Here is a 23,637-nt window from a genome sequence, read left to right as displayed (position 1 = left end):
TTTTGTTGCCGCGACTGCACATAGGCAGGCGCCATCCCCCTCCCGCGGCGTGTTTTTCTTGACCAGACCCGGATCTCCGGGACAAACTCACTAAAAACGTCGACACGAGTTTCGATAGTCGGATGATGTGGTGGGGGGAGCGAACTTGGTAGTTCGGAAGGTCCGGTCAATTACAAAGACCTTGGTCAAGAGGGTTTCGGGACTTTTGGCCTTATCGCCAACATGACCTATGACCTCAACCACGAGGGTGGGCGGTTCGGTATCGGCAAGCTCGTACGGTACTGGCAACGCCTTGATCTAAAATCGCAATTCCTCGTCGTAGCCGCGCTCATCCTCCTGGGATCCATGGCGATCCTTGGAGAATGGCTGAGTTCACAGATTGCGGCCAACCAGTTGCGGAGCCGGGCGGAATCGGGCGCCCTTTACATGGAGGGATTCCTTGCCCGCCACGTCGACGAGGAAAATGGCAGGCCGCTTGTCGTTCCGGAAAGGCAGAAGGAACTTGATGACCTTCTAATCGGCACGGATCTTGCGAAGCGAGTGGAAGGCTTCAGAATCTGGGACAAGGACGGAACTGTTGTCTACAGCACAGACAAGTCACTTATGGGAAAACGGCTGCCATCCGAGGATATTGAACGGGCGTTCGCCGGAACAGTCGTCGCTCAACTCGAAGAGCACCATGACGATCAGGGTATCGCCAACGAGCAAACGGCGCGTCCACTGATCGAAATCTACGCACCCATCTACCGACCCGGGAACCATGATGTGATAGCGGTTGGAGAGCTATACGAGGAAGCGGAGGATTTCATCGCGCAGCGATCGCGCGTCCAGCGCAGCACCTGGGCGCTGGTCGGCGCGACGACCTTGACGATCATGGGCCTGCTTTACCTGATCGTGCGGCGCGCCAGCGGCATTATCAATACGCAGCGTGAAACCTTGAAATCGCAGTTGGAGAACGCGCAAGCGCTTGCCGACCAGAACCGTGCACTGCGCAGAACTGCCGACAAGGCGCGCATGGATGCGTCAAAGTCCAATGAAACACTGCTCAACCGTATCGGCTCGGATCTGCACGATGGTCCCGTCCAGGTCTTGAGCCTGCTGATCCTGCGCCTCGGGCAAACGTCGGGCGCAGGTAACCAGCGGGATGAACTCGATCCATCGCGGCTCGCGAGCCAGGTGCTCAGTGAACTGCGGGAGCTTTCGACGGGTCTCGTGCTGCCGGAACTGGAAAACCTGTCCATCGAAGCAGCGCTCAAGCTCGCGGCCCAACGCCACGAATACGCGACAGGGTCGATTGTCGCGGCACATTACGAGAATCTGCCGGAAAAGGTCGCGCATCCGCTGAAAATATGTCTTTACAGGGTCGTGCAGGAAGGTCTCAACAATGCCTATCGCCATGCTGGAGCCCGCGGACAGCGGGTGGAAGTGAGCGCCGATGGCAGCGTCATCACCGTGACTGTCAGCGACAAGGGGCCGAGCCCCGACCAGCCGGTTGCTTCTGCCGGGCGACGGCACCCACTCGGACTTCAGGGAATTCGCAACCGGGTGGAGGCATTTGGCGGCACGGTGCGGATCGTGCATGAACCGGGTGCAGGCACCAACCTTATTGTCGCCGTTCCCCTCGAAAGCAACAGCGCCTAGGCATTGGAATCGCTTCGACTAATGACGCGAAACGGATTCGCGTTCGTCGCGGCTGGCAACTTCAAGTTTCTGCGCGGCGATCAGCACTTCAAGACGGTTTCGCGCATGCAGCTTCTGCATGAGGATCGTCATATAGTTCTTGACCGTCTTTTCGCCTATGCCGAGCCCGATCGCGATCTCACGATTGGTACGGCCCCTGAGCAGGAGGCTGACGATCTGTTCTTCACGGATGCTGAGCTTGATCGGTCCCGCAGCTCTCTTACGCAAGGAGGCGATGCGCAATGCTTCGATGACTTTGATTGCGAAAGCCGGCGTAATGTATGTTTCGCCCGAGTGGGCGGCACGCACGCCCTGAATGAGTTCATCGGCGCTGCTGCCCTTGAGAACGTAGCCCTTGGCCCCGGCATGGAGCGCCCGCACAGCATAGTCGCTGCCCGTCATCGCAGTAAACGCAACAACCTTCGTGCCTCCCGGATTTGCGCCGATCTCGCTGATGACTTCAAAGACATTCCCCGGCATGTAAAGGTCGAGAACCATGACATCGGGACGCAATTGCCGGCTGATCTGGAGCGCGTCATCGGCCGATGCGCCCTTGGCCACAACTGAAAATTCTGAGTTTGTTTCGAAGAGATTGACGACGCCTGCAAGCATGAGCGGATGGTCATCGACCAGCGCAACAGAAATTGGCACCATAGTGACTTCGCCCCCCTTTTGCCTTTGCGGCTTTGGGCGATATTAGGCACTTGTTCTTCGATTCTGTCCCGTACCCAATTAGGATTACGCATCGGATTGCTTATTTTATACAACCAGTGAATGGTTCGCGGAGTTCATCCAGATGGATAACTTTCATTTGTTGCCGAGGAATAAGATCATCGCCTCTAACAAATAGTGCTCGCAGTGTGGGCGCTGTCCGATCGGGGCAAGGATATGCGCATTCTCAATATCATTCAGTGCACTGAACTCGGTGGCATGGAGCAGGCTTCGCTGCGGCTGATGCAATGCCTTCAGGATCGCGGCCACGAGATTAAAGTCATATCGCTCAATCCGCTCGGTGCCCTCAAGGAGCATTTGGACAAGTCCGGCATCGAAGCGGTCGGGATGGAGTATCGGGGCGCCCTGGGTTGGCGCAGCCTGCCCACGCTTTACCGGATCCTGCGGCGCGAGCGGGCAGATGCCCTGATGATGACAGGAAGCAATCTCCTGGCAATGCTGGCGCTGGGCGGCATTGCGCGCGGTCGCCGCCTCCTCGCGATGCATTTCCACCATTCGGTGCGGCCCGATTGGCAATGGAAGCTTTTCTATGGTTTGGCAAAGCGTCGGTTCGATGCAATCAGCTACCCGTCGGATTTTGTACGGCTCGAGGCCGCAACCATCGTCCCGTCTGTCAAATCCATCACCCGCACGATCCGCAATCCGCTGGCGGTGCCGGAAAAGGCATCAGCGGAGGATAAGGCGGCCGCACGGCGACGGTACGGGTTGCCGCCACAAGCCAAAATAGTGGGCAATGCCGGCTGGCTTATCGATCGCAAGCGGTTTGACGTGTTCTTGCGAACAGCCGCGGTCGTTGCCGCAAAACAGCCGGACGTGCGTTTCGCCATCGCGGGTTCTGGCCCCGAGAAGGAGAAGCTGCAGACGCTGGCGCAGGAACTCGGTATCGCCGACCGGATCCATTGGCTCGGCTGGATTGCGGATATGCGCGACTTCTATCTCAGCCTGGATGTCCTGCTGTTCAATTCCGATTGGGATGCCTTCGGCAATACGCCGGTCGAGGCGATGACCTACGGCATCCCGGTCGTTGCTTCCGTGATGCACGGCGGTCTCGGCGAAGTGATTACCGACAGGCGCTACGGGTTCCTGATCGCCGAGCACGATCCCGAGCGGTTGGGTTCCGCGGTCATTGAGGCCATCGATCAGGCGGATGATGCCAACGCCGAGAACGGACGCTATCGGGCCGTGACGTTGAGCGATCCCGCGCGCATTGCAATCGAGGTCGAAAAAATCCTGCAAGGACAAATAGCGGAGCTTTCGGTATCTGAGCCCAGGCGGATCTTGTCGTCCTGAGAGAATGGCCAATATCTCGATGGGTTGCCAAGGCTTCCCCATACTCGTCGCCGCCTGCCTTGGTCGAAAATCAGCCCACTACAGGCGAACGGACGGGGCGTGAAGCCAGGCGGGGCGCATCGCGCAGCGCTTCATCCTTTTAGGGCGATTGTCAGCATGGCCGATCTGTTGGATGATTGGCGATCGAATAATAATGACGGGGGAAAAACCTCATGCGCCTGACAGCTTTCAATTGCTTCACCGTATTCACAATCGGCCTCAGCCTCGGCGTAACGCTGGGCTTGCTCCACATCTAGCTGACTTCGGCCCTGCAAGCGCAAATATTGGGGTCAAACGCGTCACCTTCTAGGCATTTCAGGCGAATCGGCTCAAAATCCGATCTCTGACATTGGCGTCTTGAAGGATGACCGGAATGAAACTGAGCTTCGAAGAGTTCGTAGAATCGCGTGATTACTGCGACGATCTTTTCGCTGTAGGCCTGTGCGATGGTGAAGGCTATGTCTATGCCGACGGTCTTTGCTGCATAGAAAAAAGTGGCGCGGTCTTCCTGCTCCACCATGGCGGGCGCACGCTACACGCTGCCGATATTGCAACGCTTGAGCGCGAACTCTACCGCCTGGTGCAGATGGCTGAAGCGGCCTGAGCGGCTGAGGTATCTGCACTCCCGTCCAGAAGACCCATTCATTCGAGCTAGAGATTTTGGCTGGATGGCTGTCCATCCGCAATAAGCGTAAACACTCCCCTACTGGTCACATTCTTTGGGGAGGGAATCGTGAAAAGCTATCTCATCTTCATCGTCCCGGTTTGCGGCTTCATTGTCAGCGCACCGATGCCGGGTGAATCGGCCAACAAGCCGCGATCAATCGCCGCCTGTAGCGCAGCGCTCCAGAAAAAGGGGCTCACACCGCCCGCTGCTTCCGCGGTCACCACCAATTTCGGCAAGGGCATGTGGATGACGATCCAGGGCAAGGCCAACGGCAACACGCCCTTCGTCTGCAAGACCCATCACAACAGCGTCATTTCTCTCACCATCGATGGATGATCACGACGGATGATCACGCCTTTCGCGGCGTTGTCTTTACCTGATGCCCGCTAATATCGGCGCCCGCGGAATTTGAGAACCGCATGTTCCAGACCGTTGCGGTAATGGAAATCGCCGTGACGATAACGAAGGCGACCGAGAAGTCGCCGAGTTCCGGCACATCGTGGTCGCGCGCAAGCATTGATCCGTGCAGCGCCAGCGCGCCGACACAAATGCCCAGCGACAGCATCAGCTGCTGGAACGTCGTATAGAAACTGGTCGCCGAACTCATCTGATCTCGTCCGATCTCGTCATAGGCGACCGTATTATAAGCCGTGAACTGAAACGACATGAAGAAGCCGCAGAAATAGAGAATGACGAAGATCAGCGGCAGCGGCCAATCCGGCCGGAACGCCGCGCACAGCGCGTAGCCGAATGTCGAGATTATGCCGTTGACGATGAGGCTGTTGCGGAAGCCGAACTGCCTCAGGATCTTTGGTGCAACCGCCTTCATCGTCATCGACCCGAGTGCCGTCGCGATGACGATCGCGCCGGCCGATGCGGCGGAGAGGTTGAAGCCAAGCTGCAACATCAGCGGCAGCAGGAACGGTTGCGCGCCCTGTGTAATACGGGTCAGCGATCCCGCGACCACCGAGGCGCTGAAGCTCGGAATGCGCATCAGCGAAAAATCGAGAATGGGCGACGGGTGCCGCCGTGCATGACGCAGATAGGCAACGCCGGCCATTGCGCCGACTGCGACCAGCGACGCCGCAAGGCCGACCTCGCCACTGCGGCTTGCCATTTCGAAGCCGAAAAGCAGGGAGCCGAGCGATATTCCGGAAAGGACTAGGCCGGTCCAGTCAAAGGGTCCCCGCGCTTCGCCCTTGAAGTCTTCTATGAACAGGCTGACGAGGATGAAGCCCAATATGCCAATCGGGACGTTGATGTAGAAAATCCAGCGCCAGTCGAGGTAGGTCACGATCAAGCCGCCAACAGGCGGACCGAGGATCGGGCCGATCAGGGCCGGTACCAGCAACCACGACATGGCCTGGACGAGATTCTTGCGCTCGACGCTGCGCATCAGCACCAGGCGGCCCACCGGCATCATCATGGCGCCGCCAAGGCCCTGCACCAGTCGCGCAAAGACGAGAAAAGTGAGATTCGGCGCGAAGGCGCATAGGACAGAACCCAGGATGAATACGCCGATAGCCGTGCGGAAAACGGTGCGGGATCCGAACCGGTCGGCAACCCGGCCGCTCGCCGGTATGAAGATGGCAAGGCTCAAAAGATAAGATGTGAGCGCGATGCTCATCGCCGGCGCGCTGACGCCGAAATCACGCGCCATTGTCGGCAGCGCCGTCGCAAGCACCGTAGCATCGAGTTGCTCCATGAACATGGCACTGGCAATGATCATCGCAATGATACGGAAGTTCGGCGCCGGTCTCTGGAGCGCGCCTTGGGAGGTCGCGGCAACATGACAAGTCTGATCCGACATTTTTAAGACAGCTCTTTCGATTGGGACCGATTGCTCCGCGACGGCTCAACGGCTTGGAAGACGCGCTGGGGCTCGCAGGAACGGAATTGATATATTAGCGCGCGGCTGCGAAGGCCATAGTGTTTTTTGAAATCCGCTCCAGGCTTCGGTAACAAAATCGTGCGCAGAGCACCGACGCTCAAACCAGATCGTCGGCGGACTCGTCTGTCCGCGCCGCGTCGAGCGCGCGCATGGCGGCAAAGAGCGCTTCCCGGTCCTGCTGATGTGCGTCGAACAACGCGACAAAGACGGGATTGGTGATCTCGTGCGGTCGGGGCGCCGCCTTGGCCCGCGCCAGGCTCGCGTCAGCAGCGCGTCTTGCCGCTTCGACATGTTTGCTCGCACGCTCGACGGCAGATACGACTTTTCGCGGTGCGCGTTCTTGCTCACGCGCTTTGTTTGAACGCATGTCGAGTCCTGCGAGCAATGATTGCACGAGCGGGGCGCTGGCAATATCGGAGGTCATGGGTTCAGCCGTTCTGCAGTTCATGTGTTTTCGTGAGGTTGAGGAGCTTGTGATCCTCCTTAATCTACAAGGTTGCGACAACGCCCGGAACGTATATCCGATCAAAATTCGCCACGAATGGAGCAAGCGATTCCCGCGAGCGGAGCGGTTCTGAAATCGAATTGCAAAGGGGTGCTTCGCCGAATACTGCGGGGGCACTTCGAATAAACCACCTCTCCAAGTGTTCTTTAGGTCGCACGTTCCCTTCCAGCGGAGACTGATCTCATGAGCAACATCTTCAACACACTCTACCGGCAGGCGCCTGCCGCCCTGCTTGGCGCCGGACTTGCGATCGCGATGCTTCCTGGCGCAAGCCTCGCCGCGGGAGGCGGAGGCAGCGACGATGCAGCAACGACGCCGACCTGCCCCAAGGGCAAGGTTTACGAAAAGAAGTCGAAGAAATGCGTCGACAAGACCACCAGCAATGTTCCGGACGAAGACCGCACCGAGTATGCCTATACGCTGGCCAAGGCCGGCCGCTACCAGGAAGCGCTCGACATGCTCGATACATTGAAGGATCCGAACACCAAGGAGGCGCTCAACTATCGCGGCTATGCGACACGCAAGCTCGGCCGTACCGATGAGGGCATCTCCTGGTACAAGAAGTCGGTCGCGCTCGATCCGAAATACGCGAAAGTTCGCGAATATCTCGGCGAAGCCTATGTCATCAAGGGCCAGATTGACCTCGCCAAGGAACAGTTGACGACGATCAAATCGATCTGCGGGACGAGTTGTGAAGAATATCGCGACCTGCACGAGGCAATCGAAAAGCCCTCTAAAATCTGATCCCGATCACGCACGGCTTTAGGAAAACAGCATGAGCGGCATGCCGGGTTCACCAAAGGAGCACAAAGTGCCTGTCGCTCATCTTCAACTTTATGCTTATAGTCGCCCGGACACGGGCGCATCATCGCTGCCCGACGTTCGCAAAGAACGAGCTGGCGCGGAGGCAATCATCGCGAGCGAACACGAAATCAGGGCGAGTTTGAGCCAGCACCTCGCTCGGCTCTGGCGCTATGGGATCGTGCTGTCACGTCAGCGCGACGTGGCCGACGACCTTGTGCAGGCAACGTGCGTGCGTGCACTCGAGCGGGCGAACCAGTTTACCAGCGGCACGCGCCTCGACCGCTGGTTGTTTTCCATCCTGCATTCAATCTGGCTGAACGAAGTGCGCTCGCGCCGCATTCGCATGGGCAACGGCTTCGTTGATGCGGACCTGACGCTGACATTCGACGGTGAACAGGATACCGAAACCCATGTCATGGCCAATCAGGTTTTGCGCAAGGTCAATGCCCTGCCCGAAGCGCAAAGAACGGCCGTGTTTCTTGCCTATGTCGAGGGCCTCTCCTACCGCGAAGTTGCCGATGTGCTGGATGTTCCGATTGGCACGGTCATGAGCCGCCTTGCTGCTGCTCGGGCGAAACTTGCCGAGAACATGGACGAGGACGCGGTTGCCAGACGGACGAAAGGGGGCAGTTGATGAGCGAACACAAGCACCCTGAAATGCCCTCCGACGAACTATTGGTTGCTTTCCTCGATGGCGAACTCACTGGCGAGGAACGGCGGCGTATCGGAGCCCTGGTCGAGAGCGATCCTGAGGTGGCTGCGCGCTATGAATTCCTTTCGCGCAGCGAGATGCCATTCTACGACGCGTTCGTTCCGCTGTTGGAAAACGCACCTGCTTCCGATTTAGAAGCGATACTTGCGCGCCTGCCCTCACCTAATGCTGCCGAGCCAAGGGGCCAAAACTGGACACGCCGTGGTTTGCTCGCTGCAGCAGTTGCATCTGTTTTTGTCGGCGTCGCGATCGACCGCGCCTATCTGCGCATCAAGGACGATCACGAGGAAGCAGACGGTTCGGAATGGCGCTCGGTCGTCGCCGAATACCTCAGTCTCTATACCGCCGATACGCTGGCGGATCTGGCAAACGATCCGGGAGTACAGACAGCGCAATTGCAGTTGATAAGCGACTGGCTTGGCCTTCAATTGCCTGCCTCCGCTTTGGCGCTTCCCGATATACCGCTCAAGCGCGCGCAGCTTCTGCAATATGACGGCAGGCCGCTTGGCCAGCTTGCGTTTCTTGATCCGGAGCACGGACCGCTTGCACTGTGCATCGTCAAGTCTGCACGCGGAGCCTCCGCGCCGCAGGTCGAAAAGCGCTATGGCATGAATGTGGTCTACTGGGCCGATGCCGCCCATGGCTATATGCTCGTCGGTCGCAATCCGGTCGATCAGTTGAGCGGGCTTGCCGAAAAGCTACGCACCGCCATCAGCGCCTGAGCGAAAATCAGCGTGGGTATTTTCTCGGCTTTCGGCTAGTCTACCGGGTCTGTGCCGTTGACCTTGGGAGGAACGTCATGAGCCCGGCTGCAGCCTTCGCGGGCGACGATTTGCGTTTGAGCCACGTGCGCGGCCCAAACGAGCCGCCGCTTCTCGACAAGACCATATCGCAGGCGCTCGATGATGCGGTAGAGCGCTGGGGGAATAACGATGCTCTCGTCGCCGTGCAACAGGGCGTTCGCCTGACATATCGTGAGCTCAAGGCAAGGGCGGACGCGTTTGCGGCCGGGCTGATCGCGCTTGGCATGGAGCCAGGCGAGAGGATCGGCATCTGGTCTCCCAACCGCGCCGAATGGACCGTGACGCAGTTTGCCGCCGCCCGAGCCGGCTTGATCCTCGTCAACATCAATCCGGCCTATCGCCTGTCGGAACTCGAATTCACGCTGAACAAGGTCGGCGTCAAGGCGCTAGTTGCCCCCGAGCGTTTCAAGACCAGCGAATATGCGGAAATGGTGGAAACGCTAGCACCGGAAATTCGTGCGGGACATGCGATCGTTTCAACGAAATTGCCGCATCTGCGGCACGTGATCAGTATCGGTGAAGGAAAGCGTCCGGGTTGGCTTGCCTTCGACGCCGTGCCCGCATTTGCAGAAAGAGAACACCACGAAGAACTGGAACGTCGGCACAGGGCCATCAGTTCGAAGGACGCCGTCAATATCCAATTCACCAGCGGAACCACAGGTCTGCCAAAGGGCGCAACGCTTTCCCACCGCAATATTCTCAATAACGGGTTCTTTGTCGGCCGCAGCGTGGGTCTTTGCCCCGGTGACCGCCTCTGCATACCGGTGCCGCTTTATCACTGCTTCGGCATGGTCATGGCCAATCTCGGCTGCGTCGCGCATGGTGCAACCATGGTCTACCCTTCCGAGGGGTTCGATGCGCTCGCCGTGCTGCAGGCGGTCGAGACGGAGCGTTGCACCGCGCTTTACGGCGTGCCGACGATGTTCATCGCCGAACTCGGCCACCCGGAATTCGAAAGGTTCGACCTCTCCTCCTTGCGCACCGGCTGCATGGCAGGCTCGCCCTGCCCGATCGAGATCATGAAGCAGGTAATCGAGCGCATGCACATGCGCGACGTCACGATCGCCTACGGCATGACCGAAACGAGCCCGGTCAGCTTTCAGAGTTCGGCCGAAGACCCGGTGTCGCGCCGCGTTTCGACGATCGGGCGTGTCCAGCCGCATCTTGAATGCAAGGTAATCGACACGGACGGCAACACCGTGTCGCGCGGCATCCCTGGCGAGCTTTGCACCCGGGGCTACTCGGTCATGATCGGTTATTGGGACGATGCGGAGAAAACCGCTGAGGCCATTGATGCGGATGGCTGGATGCACACCGGCGATCTCGCGACCATTGACGAAGAAGGTTATGGCAACATAGTCGGCCGTCAGAAGGACATGGTGGTTCGTGGCGGCGAGAATATCTATCCGCGCGAGGTCGAGGAATTTTTGTTCCGCCACGTAAAGGTGAAGGATGTGACCGTCGTCGGTGTTCCCGACCTGAAATACGGCGAGGAACTATGTGCCTGGATTATCCTGAAGGCCGGCGAGACGGGAACCGAGGAGGAAATCCGCATGTTCTGCCAAGGACAGATCGCGCATTACAAGGTGCCGCGCTACCTCCGTTTCGTTGAAGCGTTTCCGCTAACGGTGACCGGCAAGATCCAGAAATTCCTCATCCGCCGACAAATGGCGGATGAGCTCGGCGTCGAAGAACAAAAGACCGCTTGATCAATTGTCGATGAAGTCACGGACGGCCTTGTTGTAGCCTTCCGGATCCTGGACCATGGCGAAGTCGCTGGCATTGTCGAGAATGATCAGCTTCGCGCCGGGTATGGTCTTGGCCATGTAATCGGTATGCTCGCGAGTGATGGCCTCGTCATGATCGCCAAGCACGATGGCAATGGGCGTCTTGATCTTTTTCAGATCGTCGTCGGTCCAGTTCGGCTGGCTTGCCCACATGCCGCTGATCTGCTCGACAAAGGCGTCGTACTGGTCCGGCGTCGGCGAAATCTTCTTATAGACCTGCCCCGCGCGATCTATGTAGCCGGCAAACGTTTTGTTCTGCATGACATCCGGCTTCACACCGTCGACCTTCGTATTTGCCGCCTGGGCAAAGACCTTCGTCAGCTTCTCGGGATGCTTCATGGCAATGTCGATGCCGATGATACCGCCGTCGCTCCAGCCAACGATCGCCGCCTTGTCGACCTTGAGATAATCCAGAAGGGCGACGTAGTCGGAAGCCATGAGGTCGTAGCTATAGGGATCGGCGGTGCGCGTCGAGCGCCCGTGTCCGCGGCTTTCAGCGACGATGACCATGTGGTCCTTGGAAAGATCGGCCACTTGCGCACCCCAGATATCGGCATAGCCGAGGCCGCCATGAATCAGCAGGACCGGCGGTCCCTTGCCGTAAACGGCGTAATACATCTCGATTCCATTTACCGGGCCGTGCCGCTCTTGTCTGCCTTCGGCATCGGTTGCGGCTCGGGAAGCTGTTCCCACCGTTCCGCGGCGAAAACACTGGTGGCGAGAGCGAAAAGAACTGCAAGAGAGTAGATCAACGACTTGAAGTGCATGATTGTCCTCCTGATTGTCGCAACAATACTTCAGGTTGAAGATCAGCATGTTTATCATGCGCTTGCAATCACAGCGTGAAAAGCAAAAGGCGGCCCGTCAGAGCCGCCTTCCTCATTCTCACAGAATTTGATCTTATTTGGCGACGTGCCAAACGCCACCGACGCCTTCGCCGCTCATATCGCCGGCCTTCTTGTCCTTGGCAAACATGTAGAGCGGCTTGCCATCATAGGCCCACATTTCCTTGCCGTCAGCGTCCTTGACGAGCGACCACTCGCCTTCCGCCTTGGCACCGGTATCGGCGTGGAAAGCCGGCCAGTTCTTCAGGCATTTCGCATCACAGTTGGATTTGCCCTTTGCATCCTTGTCGAACGTATAAAGCGTCATGCCCTTGGGGGTTGTCATAACCTTCCCCATCTTCGTATCCATCATCTTCACCGGTTCTGCAGCGAAGACAGACAGGCTCGTGGCTGCAAGTATTCCCATTGCTACGAGTATAGTCCGCATTTTATGTACTCCCTCTTCAGGGTTGCCGGCAGAATGTCGGCAGAGCCCGTTTTCTTGGCGAACCAAGCCGCTCGCCTCTGTTCAAACAATGCGCCAAATTCTGATCGGAATTGAGGCAGTTGACGCGCGGGATGGGTCACCTGCTATAACGCCTTGCGACGGTCGGCCGTTCCTCCCACATGCCTTTGAACACGCGAAACGGCGCTATTATTCAGAGGGCCTTGCGAAATAGCAGCACCCTAGACGAGCCGGAAATGTCTTACCACTTTACCCGCAGGCCGATGTTGCCCTCGACAATCTCTTGATGGGGGCCATCGACGTCGAATGTGTAATCGGCAACGGCGAAGGCGCTGACATTCTTGGTGAAATCGTGGGTTACGCCAGCGCCAAGTTCGAGCGACGTTGATTCGAGCTCGGTATTGATCGCGTCCGTGCCGAACAGAACAGAATCCGTCCCGCTGAAATTGTGCCAGAGATTGGCCTTCAGATAGGGCTGGAACAGGCCAGAGGCGGTCTCGTATTTGCCCTGCAGGCGGAACCCGACGCGGCCGATATACCCATCGTCGGTGTCGAACGATACATCGGAAAAGGCATCGGACTGGTCGTCGAGCGACAAATGCTGCCAGATCAGTTGCGCTTCCGGCTCGATATTCCAGCTCTGCGTGAGCGCGAATGGATAGCCGCCCTCGAGCGAGGCCGTGATGCCCGTTCCGTCGATATCAACGCCAATATCGCGCGAAGATGTAGAATCTCCATTGAACCACGAGCCCATCAGCACCGCATCGACATACCAGCCGGACGGGCCAATATGGGTCCAATAGCCGCCAAAGCTGGTGGTATCGACATTCATCGAACCGACCTGGAGATTTTTCCAGCCGACGGCTTCGCCCTTTACGTCGGCGTCGAAGTTGGAATAGCCGAAGAACAGTCCGGCCATGTCATAATGTCCGCCATTGCTTTCATGGCCAAGGATATCGAGGCCGGCTTGAATACCGTAAAGATGTCCGTCGACAGAGGGATTGACAGTACCGTTCCAGCTTTGATCGGTCGATTGGCCAAAAGCCCTGCCCCAACCTGCGGAAAAATTCGAATTCGACGTAGCGATACTCTGATCGCCGCGCCGTTCGTGGAAAGTTCCGAGCGTGGCGAGCGCGGTTTCCCGCACTGCCGGCGGGACGACCGAATAGGTCGGAACCTCGATACGATAGAGCGGGATGGCCTCGGTTGGATCATCGGCAACGATGGGCGTTGCGCCTGGCGTGGGCGGTTCGACTCCCGGTGCCGGCGGCAGGATGATTTCCTCTCCCGGTTCTTCGACGGCGGGATCGGGATCGATCGGCGGCGCCGGTTCCGTGCCTGGAAGGATCGCCGAGCGCAAGTACCAGTTTTCACCCGATCCTGCCGAAACGCCACCTCTAAAGAGCGCATACTCAAAGGCGCCGGCAGCCACCCCATTGCTTAATCCGAACGCCGTCCCGGCCGTGGTCGCACCGTTGATCGCCTGCACGACCAGGATACCATCCTGCCGGGTCGCTGCACCCGTTCCGTTTAGGTTCGTGACCGCGAGCCCTGTCGTCCCGCTTGCTGCGCCGCCCGAAATAACAAGTTTGTCGGCGGGTGAAGTGTCGTCACCGAGGACCGTCTGCAGGCGAATGGCGCCGCCGCTGCCGGTATAATTGCCGATGACAGTGAACGTATCCGTTGCTCCGCTGGTGCCATTGGTAAGATCGATGACGCCGGCATTGGTGAGCGAAACAGGCCGGATACCATCGAAAGGCGCGATCGCTACATTGACGCCGTTGCCAGCAAGGAGCGTACTGCTGTCGTCTATCGAGAAACTGCCCGTGCCCGTGCCGCTGTCGCCAAGAATGAACGTGCTGTCGAGCGTGAATACTGAGCCCGCAGTTAGAGCCACATTTTCACAGTTCACATAGCGAGCGGATGTGGTCGCGGTGGTGTTCGCGAATGTGAGGCTGTCGGTGCCCGCACTGCCGTCAAGCAACGGCGTTGAAGAAAGCACAGCGTCGGTCAGGTTTTGCAGCGTTCCGGTGTCATTGCCGCCGCCGAGACTTATGGCACCGCCGATCGTGCCTGCTGAGGTCCAGGTGAACTGGTCATTTCCAGTCCCGGTCGTCAACGTGCTGCCGATCGATCCACCCGAAACGAAAACGCGGTTATCACCAATACCAAGGTCTACGAAGGTACCGATAGAACCGCCTGATAATATCAAAAGGTCGCGCCCCTGCGCGGCGATCACAAACCGGTCGATCGTGCCCCCCGACATGCGCATTTCATTGTTGGCCTGTTCGAGATTGACCTCCCCGATCTGCCCCCCCGTCATCGTGAAAAAGTCACCCGCAAAAAACTGCCCGATGATTCTTCCGCCAGAGACGACAGCCGTGTCGAGCTCGCTGCCTTGCTCGACGCGCTGAACGGTGCCCCGGTCATCTTGAACGTGTCGACGCCGGCGCCCTGGGTTATCGTTCCGTTGACGAAGCCTCCCCTCAGTTCGACGGTGTCATTGCCTGCACCAGTGTCGAGGTTGCCCTGTATGGTGCCCGATTCGATGAAGACCGAATCCGCGCCCGCGCCGAATACGACCGGACCGTTGATAAACCCCGTTCCGCGAACCGGCATGATGAGGGTGTTGTTGCCGCCCGTATCGATCAGTGGTCCGCCAACACCGCTGTCGCACGTATAAGTATTGTTGCCGGGATTTGGAATGAGGACACAAGCCGCCTGTGCCGATTGGCCCGCTAATAGAATGGTGGGAACTGAAATGATGGAGGGCCAGAGAAGTCGTGTGCGTACACCATGAAACTTCATGCTTCCCCTCACCTGACAGCAGTAGCTGGCATAGCTCGATTGCTATGCTGGCTCTTTGGAAGAACGCTCCAGACCCAACCTATATTTCACCGGCACACTCTACAACCGCAGGTTTCAGTTCGTGCTGCGCTGTGACAAATATGGCGCAATTGTGCGACGGCACATTCTTTGGGTCACGTTTTGGCCTCCATCGATTGATTTGACTGACACAGCATGTTTCGTTGTAATTGGAATGATCAGAATGCCGTTGAATGCTGGAGTACCGAAGATGGACCGCTACGAAACCTTCGCAACCTGGATTTTTATTGTCTTCGGGGCGCTGATCGTAGCCGGCCTGATGGCGTTCGCGATTGCGACCGGCGATAAGCCGGCCTTTCTGTTCGCACTTGCTTCGGGGTGCTCCGCCTTCTTCCTTGGCTTTGCTGTAATCTTCGATCAGCCGCGCCTTTACGGGCTTATTCTATTTGTATCGGTCGCGCTCATCGGCTGTTCGATAACCGCAATCGTTACTTGACGCCTCTCATTTCCGGGACTGCGGCGCGATCTGACGATAGGCGCCATGCCAGTAGAGCAGCGGTTCGGCATTTGCGCGCAGTGTGACCGCTCTTACCCTACCGATCAGAATGCCATGCGAATGCCGTTCGATCGCGTCATCAAGTTCGCAATCGAGCACCGTCAGGGCATGAGCGAGCGCCAAGGTGCCCGTCGAAAGTTCCAGCCACTCGGCATCCTTGTAGCGGTCGATCCCCTTTCGCCCGCCGCGTCCGGAAAAACTCTCGGCCACGTGGCGTTGATCGTGGGCGAGAACGTTCACGCAAAACGTGCCGTGGCGCTGCAGCACCGGCCAGGAGGACGAATCGCGATTGAGACTGACAATCACCGAAGCGGGATCGACCGCCAGTGATGAAACCGATGTTGCGGTAAATCCGGTTCGGTCGTTGCCGCGACCGACGGTTACGACGCTCACGGCACCGGCGAGATGCCGCATGGAATCCTTGAACAGGTCTGGTTCAACGGAAAGCTCGCGGCGGGCCGCGCCCGCTCCCGAATAAAATACGGACATACTTTCCTCATCATAGGTTGGTCGCGGATCCGCGAATGTAGGTCGTGCGGCAATTGCACCACACCAGGCACCCGGACAGCCAGCTTTTGCTTTGCGCCGGATACAACCATTTGGCGATTTTGTTTTGCCCATCCCGACACTTTGGAGAAATCCAATCTAGTCAGACGCTTTAGACGACTGTTGTGGTAGAGATATCCGCTTTTGGCTTGGAGGGTTCAGACGAAATTTAATCCTACCGAACAGGGGTTGGGCGCAAAACCCTACCGGAGGACAGCCTCAAATCGTAATCTCTATCGTGTTAATCGTGTAACCAATCCGTCAAGATAGCCATACGACCAAACGGAGAATCGGTCCTCATGGCCTCCATCGACTTCGCCCAGCGCACAACCCTGGGCCGGCCCCCTCGCCGGCTTGTCCGGGAAAGCGCGCCCGGTATCCTGCTTTTCGCAACGGCAGTCGCTTTCCACCTGGCGATCCTGTTCAACCTGTTGCCAGCCTGATCATCCGCTCGAATTTTCCTTCGCCTCATTAATTCATTCCCGATGTGACAATGTCTGCTACATGCCTGTTTGCGCCGATGACTTTCGGCGACCTTTCACTCTCCAACCGCATCGTCATGGCTCCGATGACGCGCCGCCGTGCGCTGCACGGCAAGATCCCCAGCGAACTCAACGCCCTTTATTACCGCCAGCGCGCCGGCGCCGGATTGATCGTTTCGGAATCGATCGAAGTCGATCCGTTCAGCACAATCGACGTTCCGACGAGACCGGGGCTCACCAATTCAGCCCAGGAGGCCGGCTGGCGCCTGGTGACCGATGCCGTTCACGCGGCCGGTGGAAAGATCTTTGCCCAATTGTCGCATATGGGACGCACGGCCCATCCTTCGCAATTGCTTGATGGCAGGCAACCGGTGGGACCATCGGCACTCGCCGCATCCGGGACTGTCTACACGTTGACAGGTCCCGAGCCTTACGCGACACCGCGCGCGCTCGAAATACCGGAAATAGGCACGATCGTCGCCGAGTTTGCGGCCGCTGCAAGACGGGCGCGCTCAGCAGGTTTCGACGGTATCGAGATCCATGGCGCCAATGGCTACCTGATCGATCAATTCTTGCGCGACGGCAGCAATATCCGGACCGATCGTTACGGCGGCTCGGTCAGTAACCGGACTCGCATTCTCATCGAGATCATCGCTGCAACCCAGATGCATTGGCCGGCCGCCCGCGTTGGCGTCCGTCTATCCCCGACAAACACCTACCAGGGAATGAGCGACAGCGATCCAACGGGGCATTTCGCCGGGATCGCCGCGTTGCTCGATCCGCTCGGACTGGCCTACCTTCACATCGTCGAGCCAATCGTGCAATCGTCCGGCCAACCGCGGACATTGCCAGGCATTCGCGATGCATTCGGCGGAACGCTTATTGTTGCCGGTGGCTATGGGCGCGCTGACGCAGAAAACGTACTCGCCTCTGGCGCGGCTGACCTCGTTGCCGTCGGCGAGGCCTTCATTGCCAACCCCGATCTTCCGGAACGGTGGCGACTGAGCGCCGATCTTAGTGCAGCAGACAAATCCACGTTCTACACGCCCGGTGAAGGAGGCTACACCGATTACCCGCCCTTGAGCGCAGTGACCGATTAGCAGATTTTTTAGAAAATTCGGAACCAAATTCCCAATCTAGCGTTTTGATTGTACTGGTTCCCCCAAACCAGCCCTTGGCTAACCCACAAGCCAACATGGCCCAATCCTCATGCCCCTTGAGGATTGGGCTTTCTGCATGTACCGTCCCCGGCACGAGTGGAGGTAGAGATGTCGATTGAAAATGCCAGACATGCGATCGAAGCCGCGATCCATAGCGGTGATTTCAAAGGCATGGGCGTTGCTGTCTTTAAGGCAATCAATGCCTTGGAAGAACGAATTAAACATCTGGAAGAAGAAGTAGAGCGCCTGAAACGTTCGTCGAAATAACGTTATCGGCATCTATTTCTTGAAATTCGCGATACTTGTGGTAGCATCTACGCAAGTTGAGTGTAGCGGTGCCTTGAGCCTGAGCCGCACTGAAACGATGCGCGATATTTTTATCCAGAATCCAGTTTGCTAGAGCCAAATCAAGCCTCAACCCGCGAAACCCCTACCGTCAAGGCAGGGGTTTTGCTTGTGTAGGAAGAGCTTGATCGAAGGCGCATTAACCTTGCCGTCCACCGCCGCTCTACCCAACGACCTGATACTTAATTCTCTTCTACGATGGCCTGAATATCTGTCGTCGAATGGTTTGTCAGGGTCTTGGGGATTTCGGCCACCACCCGGTCCGAGACTTCCTTGTGGAACTCCTGACGCATCTCTCCCAGCATAAGCGGAGGCGCGACGATGACGAGTTTCTCAAATTCACCCTTGTGAGCGTGGGCATAAAGCGTGTGAGCGATTTCCTTGGCAAAGCGTTTCTTGGCCATTTCATGCCAATCAGTGTCGTCGACGGCCGCACGGCCAAGGCCGGGTCCGCTGGAAAATCGCCCGGGCTTGTCGGTGCCCTGCTCGCGTGTAGCCGGATTGGGCTGGCTCAACTGGTGAATAATGCCAAGCTGAACATTGTTCATATCGTTCTTGTTGCGCAGAAAAAGTGCCTTTTCTCCGTCGGCAACCAGAACCCAGGTCTGGCGGTTCAAAATGACCTTCACCATCGCGGACTCCGACTGATATGTTGTCATCTGAAATTCCTTTTTACTGGAGTTTCGTGTGGTTGGAAATGTGCACAATGACCAAGCGAGTTCTTTAGCTGATGCCTGGTGGTGGTGCGGCGAGGACGTTGGTCAACGGGTTGCGGCAGCGGAAAGTTCCTGCTTTTTTTCCGAAAGTCTTTCCACTTGGCACCCCTAAGCATTTGAAAAGGAATGTAACGCAATGAAGATCGTCCTTTCGATCGCTTCCGTTCTCCTTGTGATCATGGGAGGTATCTGGGCGCTGCAGGGACTGAGCATCCTCGGCGGGAGCTTCATGGTGGGGCAGACGCGCTGGCTCTATATCGGTCTCTTGACAATGATCTTAGGAGGCGTCCTGTTTTTCGTCACGAGAAGGCGCTGACGTCAGAAAAGCCGTTGGTTAATGCAGCTCCATTGGCCTTGCGTCTGGATTTGTTGAATAACGGCTGTTAGCCTCGAAATGCATGGGAGAGATCAATTTTATGACTGCACTTACTATTATCGTCGAATTCGAAACCAATGACGGCTGCGAAGAGGAATTTACTGCGATTATTCGTGAACATGCCCGCAGGACCCTCGAAGAGGAAGCGGGTTGCTTGCGATTTGAAGTGATCAAGCCGATCGAACGCGACGGAACGCCGATCCCGAACAGGGTGATCGTCAACGAACTTTACGCAAACGAGGCGGCGGTTACGGCGCACGAGAACAATCCGCGCATGCCCAAGCTGCAGGCAATGAACGCACCGCTTCTCAAATCGCGCCGTTTGATACTGGCACAATCCCTCACTGCGCGGGCTGCCGAGGGGTTGAGGCCGCAAGAACTCAACGCCAGCAATGATGATTGAGTGGAAGCGCGCTCATTACCCGAAGGTCCAATTTCAGCCGCGTCCGAATTATGCGATCAGGGCGCGGACATTCTCGATTGCACGCGCTCTGACAACGCGTCGAAAGTACGAAACATGAAGAAACTGAGCCTGGCCCTCCTTTTGCCCTGCGCGTTCGCGGTAACCAATTGCGGCGCCATGCGCTGGATGAGCCAGCCGCCCGCTCACAATTCGAGTTGCGCCGGCTGGAACAAGATCCGCCTCAAGCCTGAAACCGCGGTCTATCTTGCCAAGAACGACTTTGCTGCCGGGATTGATATCGATTCTCACAATCTAAACGGCCAGAACAATGGCTGCTGGAAATAAGCGGACGGGGCTGCCCTTGTATATCGGCATCCACCTACCTATTTAAGTTCCAGAAATTCGCTTCTGCTTTTGACCACGGATGTACTGGCACTGGTATCGAGGCGAATTCGGAAAGGTCGGGAATTCCCGGCCTTTTTTGTTGCCTATCGCACACATGTTTACTGCAATCCGCGTCCTTCGGCGTATCCGATTGCCTTCGAGGGTGCGAACGGTCTATGAAGGTCTGGCTATCGGCCGCCGTCCAGTTTCGACGCCAGCGGGCCGTCTCGAGCTTGTATTGAGAGTGGGTTCCTTGAATGGACAATTTTGAGAAGTACGCTCTGGCCATCATGGTTGTGTTTGGCGCCCTGATTATCGGTGGCCTCATGGCTGTTCATATTGCCTGGGCCCACAAGGCAGGTTTTCTTTATGCCTTGGGCGCTGCGGTGGTGGCATGGTCCGCCGGTTTTGCGGTCCTGTTCGACAAGCCCCGTCTTTACGGATTGTTGCTGCTCGTCACGACCGCACTGATCACGGCCTCGGTCGTCGTACTCGTGCGGTAACGCGCCCGATTCTCGGTTCGCGCATAATATGAAACCGGGCTTCATATTATCGTTTACTTTATCAAGAATAATTCTAAACTGCGGCTCAGATTCAAAGTGCATGCCTGAATCCGTGACGCTGCCAGCTGTCGGTTTTATTCGATAGTTCAGCACCGGTCCCTGGCTCAGGTTGAAAGAGAAGTAATCCGATGCGCCTGACAAGACAGACGAATTATGCAATCCGCATTCTCATGTATTGTGCTGCCAACGAGGGCAATCTGAGCCGGATCGGCGAGATCGCACAAGCATACACAGTCTCAGAGCTCTTTCTTTTCAAGATCCTCCAGCCGCTGGTCGAGAACGGTTTTATCGAGACCGTACGCGGCCGCAATGGCGGCGTGAAGCTCGGCAAACCCGCGAAGGACATCACCCTCTTCGACGTGGTTCGGGTGACCGAAGAGAATTTCTCTATGGCGGAATGCTTCGACAATGATGGCGCCGACTGCCCATTGATCGACAGCTGTGGCCTGAATTCCGCGCTGCGCAAGGCGCTCAACGCTTTCTTCGAAGTCCTCGCACAATATACGATCGAAGATATCGTGGACAAGCGCGACGTGCGCGCACTCCTCGGTATCGACGTCATCGAGAAGCGACTGGCGGCGGCAAGCTAGCCGCGCGGTTTTTCATCCAGCATTGCGTCTTTACGCGGGAGCGCACCTGTCGTGCGCCCGAGCGACCGATTCTGCGTGAGCGCGACCCGGTATTGGGTTTTGCCGGGCATGCTGTGTCGGACCTTCAACAGTGAAGAAGCCTATAGTTAAGGCGCATGAGACGTTTTGACACATAACCGGATTTCGCCGGGAATTTGCGGTGCAAATGACCACTGGTGGTTTAACCTGATTGAATTGGTTAGGTTATTTGTCTAGTTTAGAACTATTCTAACTACTTGAAAACATGACATAATCTCACCACATAGATTTGACAGTTATCCCGATAGCCGGTTTTATGTACCAAGCGTTACGGTGACGCATGACCTTTGATGTTTGGGCCTTGAACCCTTGCGATTGGAGGAACCATTGTCTGGTTCGATAGTATCCCCCGTTTTCGGGACAGTATTTTCAGGTCTCTGCGTACAAAACGCTTTTATTTCAATAGCTTATTTAAGCTTTGATGCCAATTTGGTGTCGAAGGCCGGGACCCTTTCTTCTCAAGAATACGGCGTCGACCCGAAATGCTAGTTTGCCATTGCAACATCATTACCCAGAAGGAAGTCGAGAATACTATCATTGAACTTCTCGACGCCGATCCGTGGCAACTCGTTGTTCCTGCAAAGGTTTACCATGCCATGAAGAAGCGGGGACGCTGCTGTGGCTGCTTCCCAAACGTCGTTGAAACTATCATAAAGGTGACGGAAGAATATCACCTCCGCCATGGTTCGGATGATTCTGTTGCAGTTTCATTCATCGACCGTGTTCGGGAATTGCGTCACCAATACGGGAGTTCACGACATGAAGGGCGACATAAAGGTCATCGAGCGGCTTAACGAAGCTTTGTTCCTCGAACTGGGGGCCGTGAATCAATATTGGCTTCACTATCGCCTGCTTGACGATTGGGGCTACACCAAGCTCGCCAAGAAAGAGCGTGAAGAATCCATCGAGGAAATGCACCACGCGGACAAGATCATCCAGCGCATCATTTTCCTCGAAGGCCATCCCAACCTGCAGTCTATCGGCGCCCTGCGCATTGGCCAGAACATCAAGGAAGTGCTCGAAGCCGACCTTGCTGGCGAATATGATGCGGTCAAATCCTACAAGAAATCGCGCGAAATCTGCGATCAGCTCGGCGACTATGTCTCCAAGGAGCTTTTTGACGAACTCCTGAAGGATGAGGAAGGTCATGTCGACTTCCTCGAGACCCAGATCGATCTGTTGAACGCAATCGGCGTCGAGCGCTACGGCCAGCTCAATGCTGCTTCGGCCAACGACGTCGATTGATCAGAATTCTGCCGGACACAAAAAAGGGCGCCGGCGGCGCCCTTTTCTTTTTTCGTACAAAGCTCATTTCGGCAGCTGGTCATCCACGCCGGCAACGTAGAAATTCATGCTGAGAATGGTCTTGTCGTCGGCGGTTTCACCTGCCTTCAGCCATTCGCTGCCGTCCTGCTTCTTGATCGGGCCAGTGAACGGCTTCAGTTCACCGGATGTGATCTTCGCCTGGGTTTCCTCGGCCAGCTTCTTCACGTCGTCAGGCATATTGGTGTAGGGCGCCATGACGACGAGGCCCTCATGCATGCCTTCGAATACGTTGTGCGACTTCCAGGTGCCGTCGAGCACTGCCTTGGCGCGCTCGATGTAATATGGACCCCAATTATCGACGATCGACGTGAGCTGTGTTTCCGGACCGAACTTTATCATGTCCGATGCCTGGCCAAACGCCTTGATCTTCCGCTCCGACGCAACCTGCATTGGCGCGGTCGAGTCCGTGTGCTGGGTGATGATATCGACGCCCTGATCGACCAGCGCCTTGGCGGCATCAGCCTCCTTGGCCGGATCGAACCAGGAATTGGCCCAGATAACCTTGATCTTGAAGTTCGGATTGACCGACTGTGCGCCAAGCATGAAGGAATTGATGCCCTGCACGACTTCAGGAATTGGGAACGAGCCGATATAGCCGGCAACGCCCGTCTTCGACATTTTCGCGGCGATCACGCCTTGTACATATCGCCCCTCATAGAAGCGAGAATTGTAAACAGCGACATTCTCGGCGGTCTTGTAGCCGGTTGCGTGCTCGAATTTCACCTTGGGGAATTTCTGCGCGACCTTGTTCGTTGCATCCATGTAGCCGAACGATGTCGTGAAGATCAGCCGATTGCCGGCGCGTGCGAGGCGCTCGATGGCACGCTCGGCATCCGCACCTTCCGGTACGTTTTCGAGGAAGGTCGTCTCGACCTTGTCGCCGAGTTCCTTTTCCAGCTGCTTGCGGCCCTGGTCATGCTGGTAGGTCCATCCGAAATCACCGGGGGGGCCGATATAGATAAATCCGACTTTCAGTTTGTCCTCGGCGTGCGCCGCACCCGCCAATGCAAAGCTGGCGGCGACAGTCAGCGCCATCATCAATTTTTTCATTTAGGTTCACCTCTCTGTTAATGCGATATCGAGTTT

General features: G+C 57.0%; 28 protein-coding genes and 1 pseudogene. 19 read left to right on the top strand and 10 right to left on the bottom strand.

The genetic code is table 11. The annotated features are described in order from the left end of the window. The first annotated feature begins 222 nt into the window (after positions 1 to 222). A complete protein-coding gene (locus tag GF108_RS07355) occupies positions 223 to 1,641 on the top strand; it encodes a sensor histidine kinase (protein WP_153667465.1) in 1,419 nt (472 codons plus the stop codon). A gap of 18 nt (positions 1,642 to 1,659) precedes the next feature. Here GF108_RS07355 and GF108_RS07350 read toward each other — a convergent pair whose 3' ends face one another. After that, complete coding sequence (locus tag GF108_RS07350; protein ID WP_091946220.1) at positions 1,660 to 2,334, bottom strand: response regulator transcription factor; 675 nt, start codon at positions 2,332 to 2,334, stop codon at positions 1,660 to 1,662. A gap of 234 nt (positions 2,335 to 2,568) precedes the next feature. On the opposite strand from GF108_RS07350, the gene GF108_RS07345 reads away from it, so the two are divergent. The 3 genes from GF108_RS07345 to GF108_RS07335 all read left to right on the top strand — a co-directional run bounded on the left by GF108_RS07345 (position 2,569) and on the right by GF108_RS07335 (position 4,744). Continuing rightward, complete coding sequence (locus GF108_RS07345; protein ID WP_153667464.1) at positions 2,569 to 3,702, top strand: glycosyltransferase; 1,134 nt, start codon at positions 2,569 to 2,571, stop codon at positions 3,700 to 3,702. A gap of 412 nt (positions 3,703 to 4,114) precedes the next feature. Next, positions 4,115 to 4,345, top strand: coding sequence for a hypothetical protein (locus tag GF108_RS07340; RefSeq protein ID WP_153667463.1), 231 nt, complete (start codon positions 4,115 to 4,117; stop codon positions 4,343 to 4,345). A gap of 129 nt (positions 4,346 to 4,474) precedes the next feature. Then, positions 4,475 to 4,744, top strand: a complete 270-nt coding sequence (locus GF108_RS07335) for a hypothetical protein (protein ID WP_153667462.1) — start codon at positions 4,475 to 4,477, stop codon at positions 4,742 to 4,744. Positions 4,745 to 4,757: 13 nt separating this feature from the next. On the opposite strand, the gene GF108_RS07330 is transcribed toward GF108_RS07335, so the two are convergent. Together GF108_RS07330 and GF108_RS07325 are read right to left on the bottom strand one after the other, a co-directional pair. Beyond that, positions 4,758 to 6,218: a DHA2 family efflux MFS transporter permease subunit gene (locus GF108_RS07330; protein ID WP_153667461.1), complete on the bottom strand. Its 1,461-nt coding sequence runs from the start codon at positions 6,216 to 6,218 to the stop codon at positions 4,758 to 4,760. A 178-nt stretch (positions 6,219 to 6,396) separates the two neighbouring features. Then, a complete protein-coding gene (locus GF108_RS07325) occupies positions 6,397 to 6,666 on the bottom strand; it encodes a hypothetical protein (protein WP_172982586.1) in 270 nt (89 codons plus the stop codon). Positions 6,667 to 6,987: 321 nt separating this feature from the next. Between GF108_RS07325 and GF108_RS07320 the strand changes: the two genes are divergently transcribed. The 4 genes from GF108_RS07320 to GF108_RS07305 all read left to right on the top strand — a co-directional run bounded on the left by GF108_RS07320 (position 6,988) and on the right by GF108_RS07305 (position 10,832). Then, complete coding sequence (locus tag GF108_RS07320) at positions 6,988 to 7,548, top strand: M48 family metallopeptidase (protein ID WP_091922850.1); 561 nt, start codon at positions 6,988 to 6,990, stop codon at positions 7,546 to 7,548. Positions 7,549 to 7,588: 40 nt separating this feature from the next. After that, positions 7,589 to 8,242 carry an RNA polymerase sigma factor gene (locus tag GF108_RS07315; protein WP_153668208.1) on the top strand — a complete coding sequence of 218 codons (654 nt, stop codon included), beginning with the start codon at positions 7,589 to 7,591 and terminating at the stop codon, positions 8,240 to 8,242. After that, positions 8,242 to 9,042 carry an anti-sigma factor gene (locus GF108_RS07310; RefSeq protein WP_246663888.1) on the top strand — a complete coding sequence of 267 codons (801 nt, stop codon included), beginning with the start codon at positions 8,242 to 8,244 and terminating at the stop codon, positions 9,040 to 9,042. The genes GF108_RS07315 and GF108_RS07310 overlap by 1 nt, the downstream gene beginning before the upstream one ends. Positions 9,043 to 9,119: 77 nt before the next feature. Beyond that, complete coding sequence (locus GF108_RS07305) at positions 9,120 to 10,832, top strand: AMP-binding protein (protein WP_153667459.1); 1,713 nt, start codon at positions 9,120 to 9,122, stop codon at positions 10,830 to 10,832. On the opposite strand, the pseudogene GF108_RS07300 reads toward GF108_RS07305, so the two are convergent. The 4 genes and pseudogenes from GF108_RS07300 to GF108_RS22370 form a co-directional block, all read right to left on the bottom strand. Further along, positions 10,833 to 11,677: pseudogene (locus GF108_RS07300) on the bottom strand (alpha/beta fold hydrolase). Between the two features lie 133 nt (positions 11,678 to 11,810). Then, positions 11,811 to 12,182 carry a hypothetical protein gene (locus GF108_RS07295; RefSeq protein WP_091922856.1) on the bottom strand — a complete coding sequence of 124 codons (372 nt, stop codon included), beginning with the start codon at positions 12,180 to 12,182 and terminating at the stop codon, positions 11,811 to 11,813. 259 nt (positions 12,183 to 12,441) lie between these two features. Then, positions 12,442 to 14,523 (bottom strand): autotransporter outer membrane beta-barrel domain-containing protein, encoded by a 2,082-nt coding sequence (locus GF108_RS07290; protein ID WP_246663887.1) that lies wholly within the window; start codon positions 14,521 to 14,523, stop codon positions 12,442 to 12,444. Next, a complete protein-coding gene (locus GF108_RS22370; RefSeq protein WP_246663886.1) occupies positions 14,520 to 15,008 on the bottom strand; it encodes a hypothetical protein in 489 nt (162 codons plus the stop codon). Before GF108_RS22370 ends, GF108_RS07290 begins: the two co-directional genes overlap by 4 nt. Before the next feature lie 268 nt (positions 15,009 to 15,276). Between GF108_RS22370 and GF108_RS07285 the strand changes: the two genes are divergently transcribed. After that, a complete protein-coding gene (locus tag GF108_RS07285) occupies positions 15,277 to 15,522 on the top strand; it encodes a hypothetical protein (protein ID WP_027233266.1) in 246 nt (81 codons plus the stop codon). A gap of 6 nt (positions 15,523 to 15,528) precedes the next feature. On the opposite strand, the gene GF108_RS07280 is transcribed toward GF108_RS07285, so the two are convergent. Next, positions 15,529 to 16,071 carry a flavin reductase family protein gene (locus GF108_RS07280; RefSeq protein WP_153667458.1) on the bottom strand — a complete coding sequence of 181 codons (543 nt, stop codon included), beginning with the start codon at positions 16,069 to 16,071 and terminating at the stop codon, positions 15,529 to 15,531. Between the two features lie 356 nt (positions 16,072 to 16,427). On the opposite strand from GF108_RS07280, the gene GF108_RS07275 reads away from it, so the two are divergent. The 3 genes from GF108_RS07275 to GF108_RS07265 all read left to right on the top strand — a co-directional run bounded on the left by GF108_RS07275 (position 16,428) and on the right by GF108_RS07265 (position 18,037). Next, complete coding sequence (locus tag GF108_RS07275; RefSeq protein WP_153667457.1) at positions 16,428 to 16,571, top strand: hypothetical protein; 144 nt, start codon at positions 16,428 to 16,430, stop codon at positions 16,569 to 16,571. A 50-nt stretch (positions 16,572 to 16,621) separates the two neighbouring features. Next, positions 16,622 to 17,710: an alkene reductase gene (locus GF108_RS07270; RefSeq protein WP_153667456.1), complete on the top strand. Its 1,089-nt coding sequence runs from the start codon at positions 16,622 to 16,624 to the stop codon at positions 17,708 to 17,710. 168 nt (positions 17,711 to 17,878) lie between these two features. After that, positions 17,879 to 18,037 (top strand): hypothetical protein, encoded by a 159-nt coding sequence (locus tag GF108_RS07265; RefSeq protein WP_153667455.1) that lies wholly within the window; start codon positions 17,879 to 17,881, stop codon positions 18,035 to 18,037. A 260-nt stretch (positions 18,038 to 18,297) separates the two neighbouring features. On the opposite strand, the gene GF108_RS07260 is transcribed toward GF108_RS07265, so the two are convergent. Continuing rightward, positions 18,298 to 18,774, bottom strand: coding sequence for a host attachment family protein (locus tag GF108_RS07260; protein ID WP_246663885.1), 477 nt, complete (start codon positions 18,772 to 18,774; stop codon positions 18,298 to 18,300). A gap of 193 nt (positions 18,775 to 18,967) precedes the next feature. Here GF108_RS07260 and GF108_RS07255 point away from each other — a divergent pair, with 193 nt between their 5' ends. The 7 genes from GF108_RS07255 (at position 18,968) to bfr (ending at position 22,470) form a co-directional block, all read left to right on the top strand. Then, the gene (locus GF108_RS07255; RefSeq protein WP_153667454.1) at positions 18,968 to 19,147 is read left to right on the top strand and encodes a hypothetical protein; all 180 of its coding nucleotides are present in this window, start codon (positions 18,968 to 18,970) and stop codon (positions 19,145 to 19,147) included. A 100-nt stretch (positions 19,148 to 19,247) separates the two neighbouring features. After that, positions 19,248 to 19,610, top strand: coding sequence for a putative quinol monooxygenase (locus GF108_RS07250; RefSeq protein ID WP_153667453.1), 363 nt, complete (start codon positions 19,248 to 19,250; stop codon positions 19,608 to 19,610). A gap of 114 nt (positions 19,611 to 19,724) precedes the next feature. Beyond that, entirely contained in the window at positions 19,725 to 19,955 is a 231-nt protein-coding gene (locus GF108_RS07245) for a hypothetical protein (RefSeq protein ID WP_036815271.1), read from the top strand. 296 nt (positions 19,956 to 20,251) lie between these two features. Beyond that, entirely contained in the window at positions 20,252 to 20,497 is a 246-nt protein-coding gene (locus GF108_RS07240; protein ID WP_027233260.1) for a hypothetical protein, read from the top strand. Positions 20,498 to 20,685: 188 nt separating this feature from the next. Next, the gene (gene rirA, locus GF108_RS07235) at positions 20,686 to 21,147 is read left to right on the top strand and encodes an iron-responsive transcriptional regulator RirA (protein WP_153667452.1); all 462 of its coding nucleotides are present in this window, start codon (positions 20,686 to 20,688) and stop codon (positions 21,145 to 21,147) included. Positions 21,148 to 21,707: 560 nt separating this feature from the next. After that, positions 21,708 to 22,019, top strand: coding sequence for a (2Fe-2S)-binding protein (locus GF108_RS22175; protein ID WP_081815984.1), 312 nt, complete (start codon positions 21,708 to 21,710; stop codon positions 22,017 to 22,019). Beyond that, on the top strand, positions 21,985 to 22,470 hold the full coding sequence (gene bfr / locus GF108_RS07230) for a bacterioferritin (RefSeq protein ID WP_027233257.1): 486 nt from the start codon (positions 21,985 to 21,987) through the stop codon (positions 22,468 to 22,470). The genes GF108_RS22175 and bfr overlap by 35 nt, the downstream gene beginning before the upstream one ends. 63 nt (positions 22,471 to 22,533) lie before the next feature. Here bfr and GF108_RS07225 read toward each other — a convergent pair whose 3' ends face one another. Beyond that, positions 22,534 to 23,601 carry a BMP family ABC transporter substrate-binding protein gene (locus GF108_RS07225; RefSeq protein WP_153667451.1) on the bottom strand — a complete coding sequence of 356 codons (1,068 nt, stop codon included), beginning with the start codon at positions 23,599 to 23,601 and terminating at the stop codon, positions 22,534 to 22,536. Positions 23,602 to 23,637: the final 36 nt, after the last annotated feature.

The sequence above is a fragment of the Phyllobacterium sp. SYP-B3895 genome (assembly GCF_009647635.1).
GTDB classification, from domain to species: Bacteria; Pseudomonadota; Alphaproteobacteria; order Rhizobiales; family Rhizobiaceae; genus Phyllobacterium; species Phyllobacterium pellucidum.
Note: the sequence above shows the minus strand (reverse complement) of the source record. Positions and strands in the feature narration are given on the sequence as shown.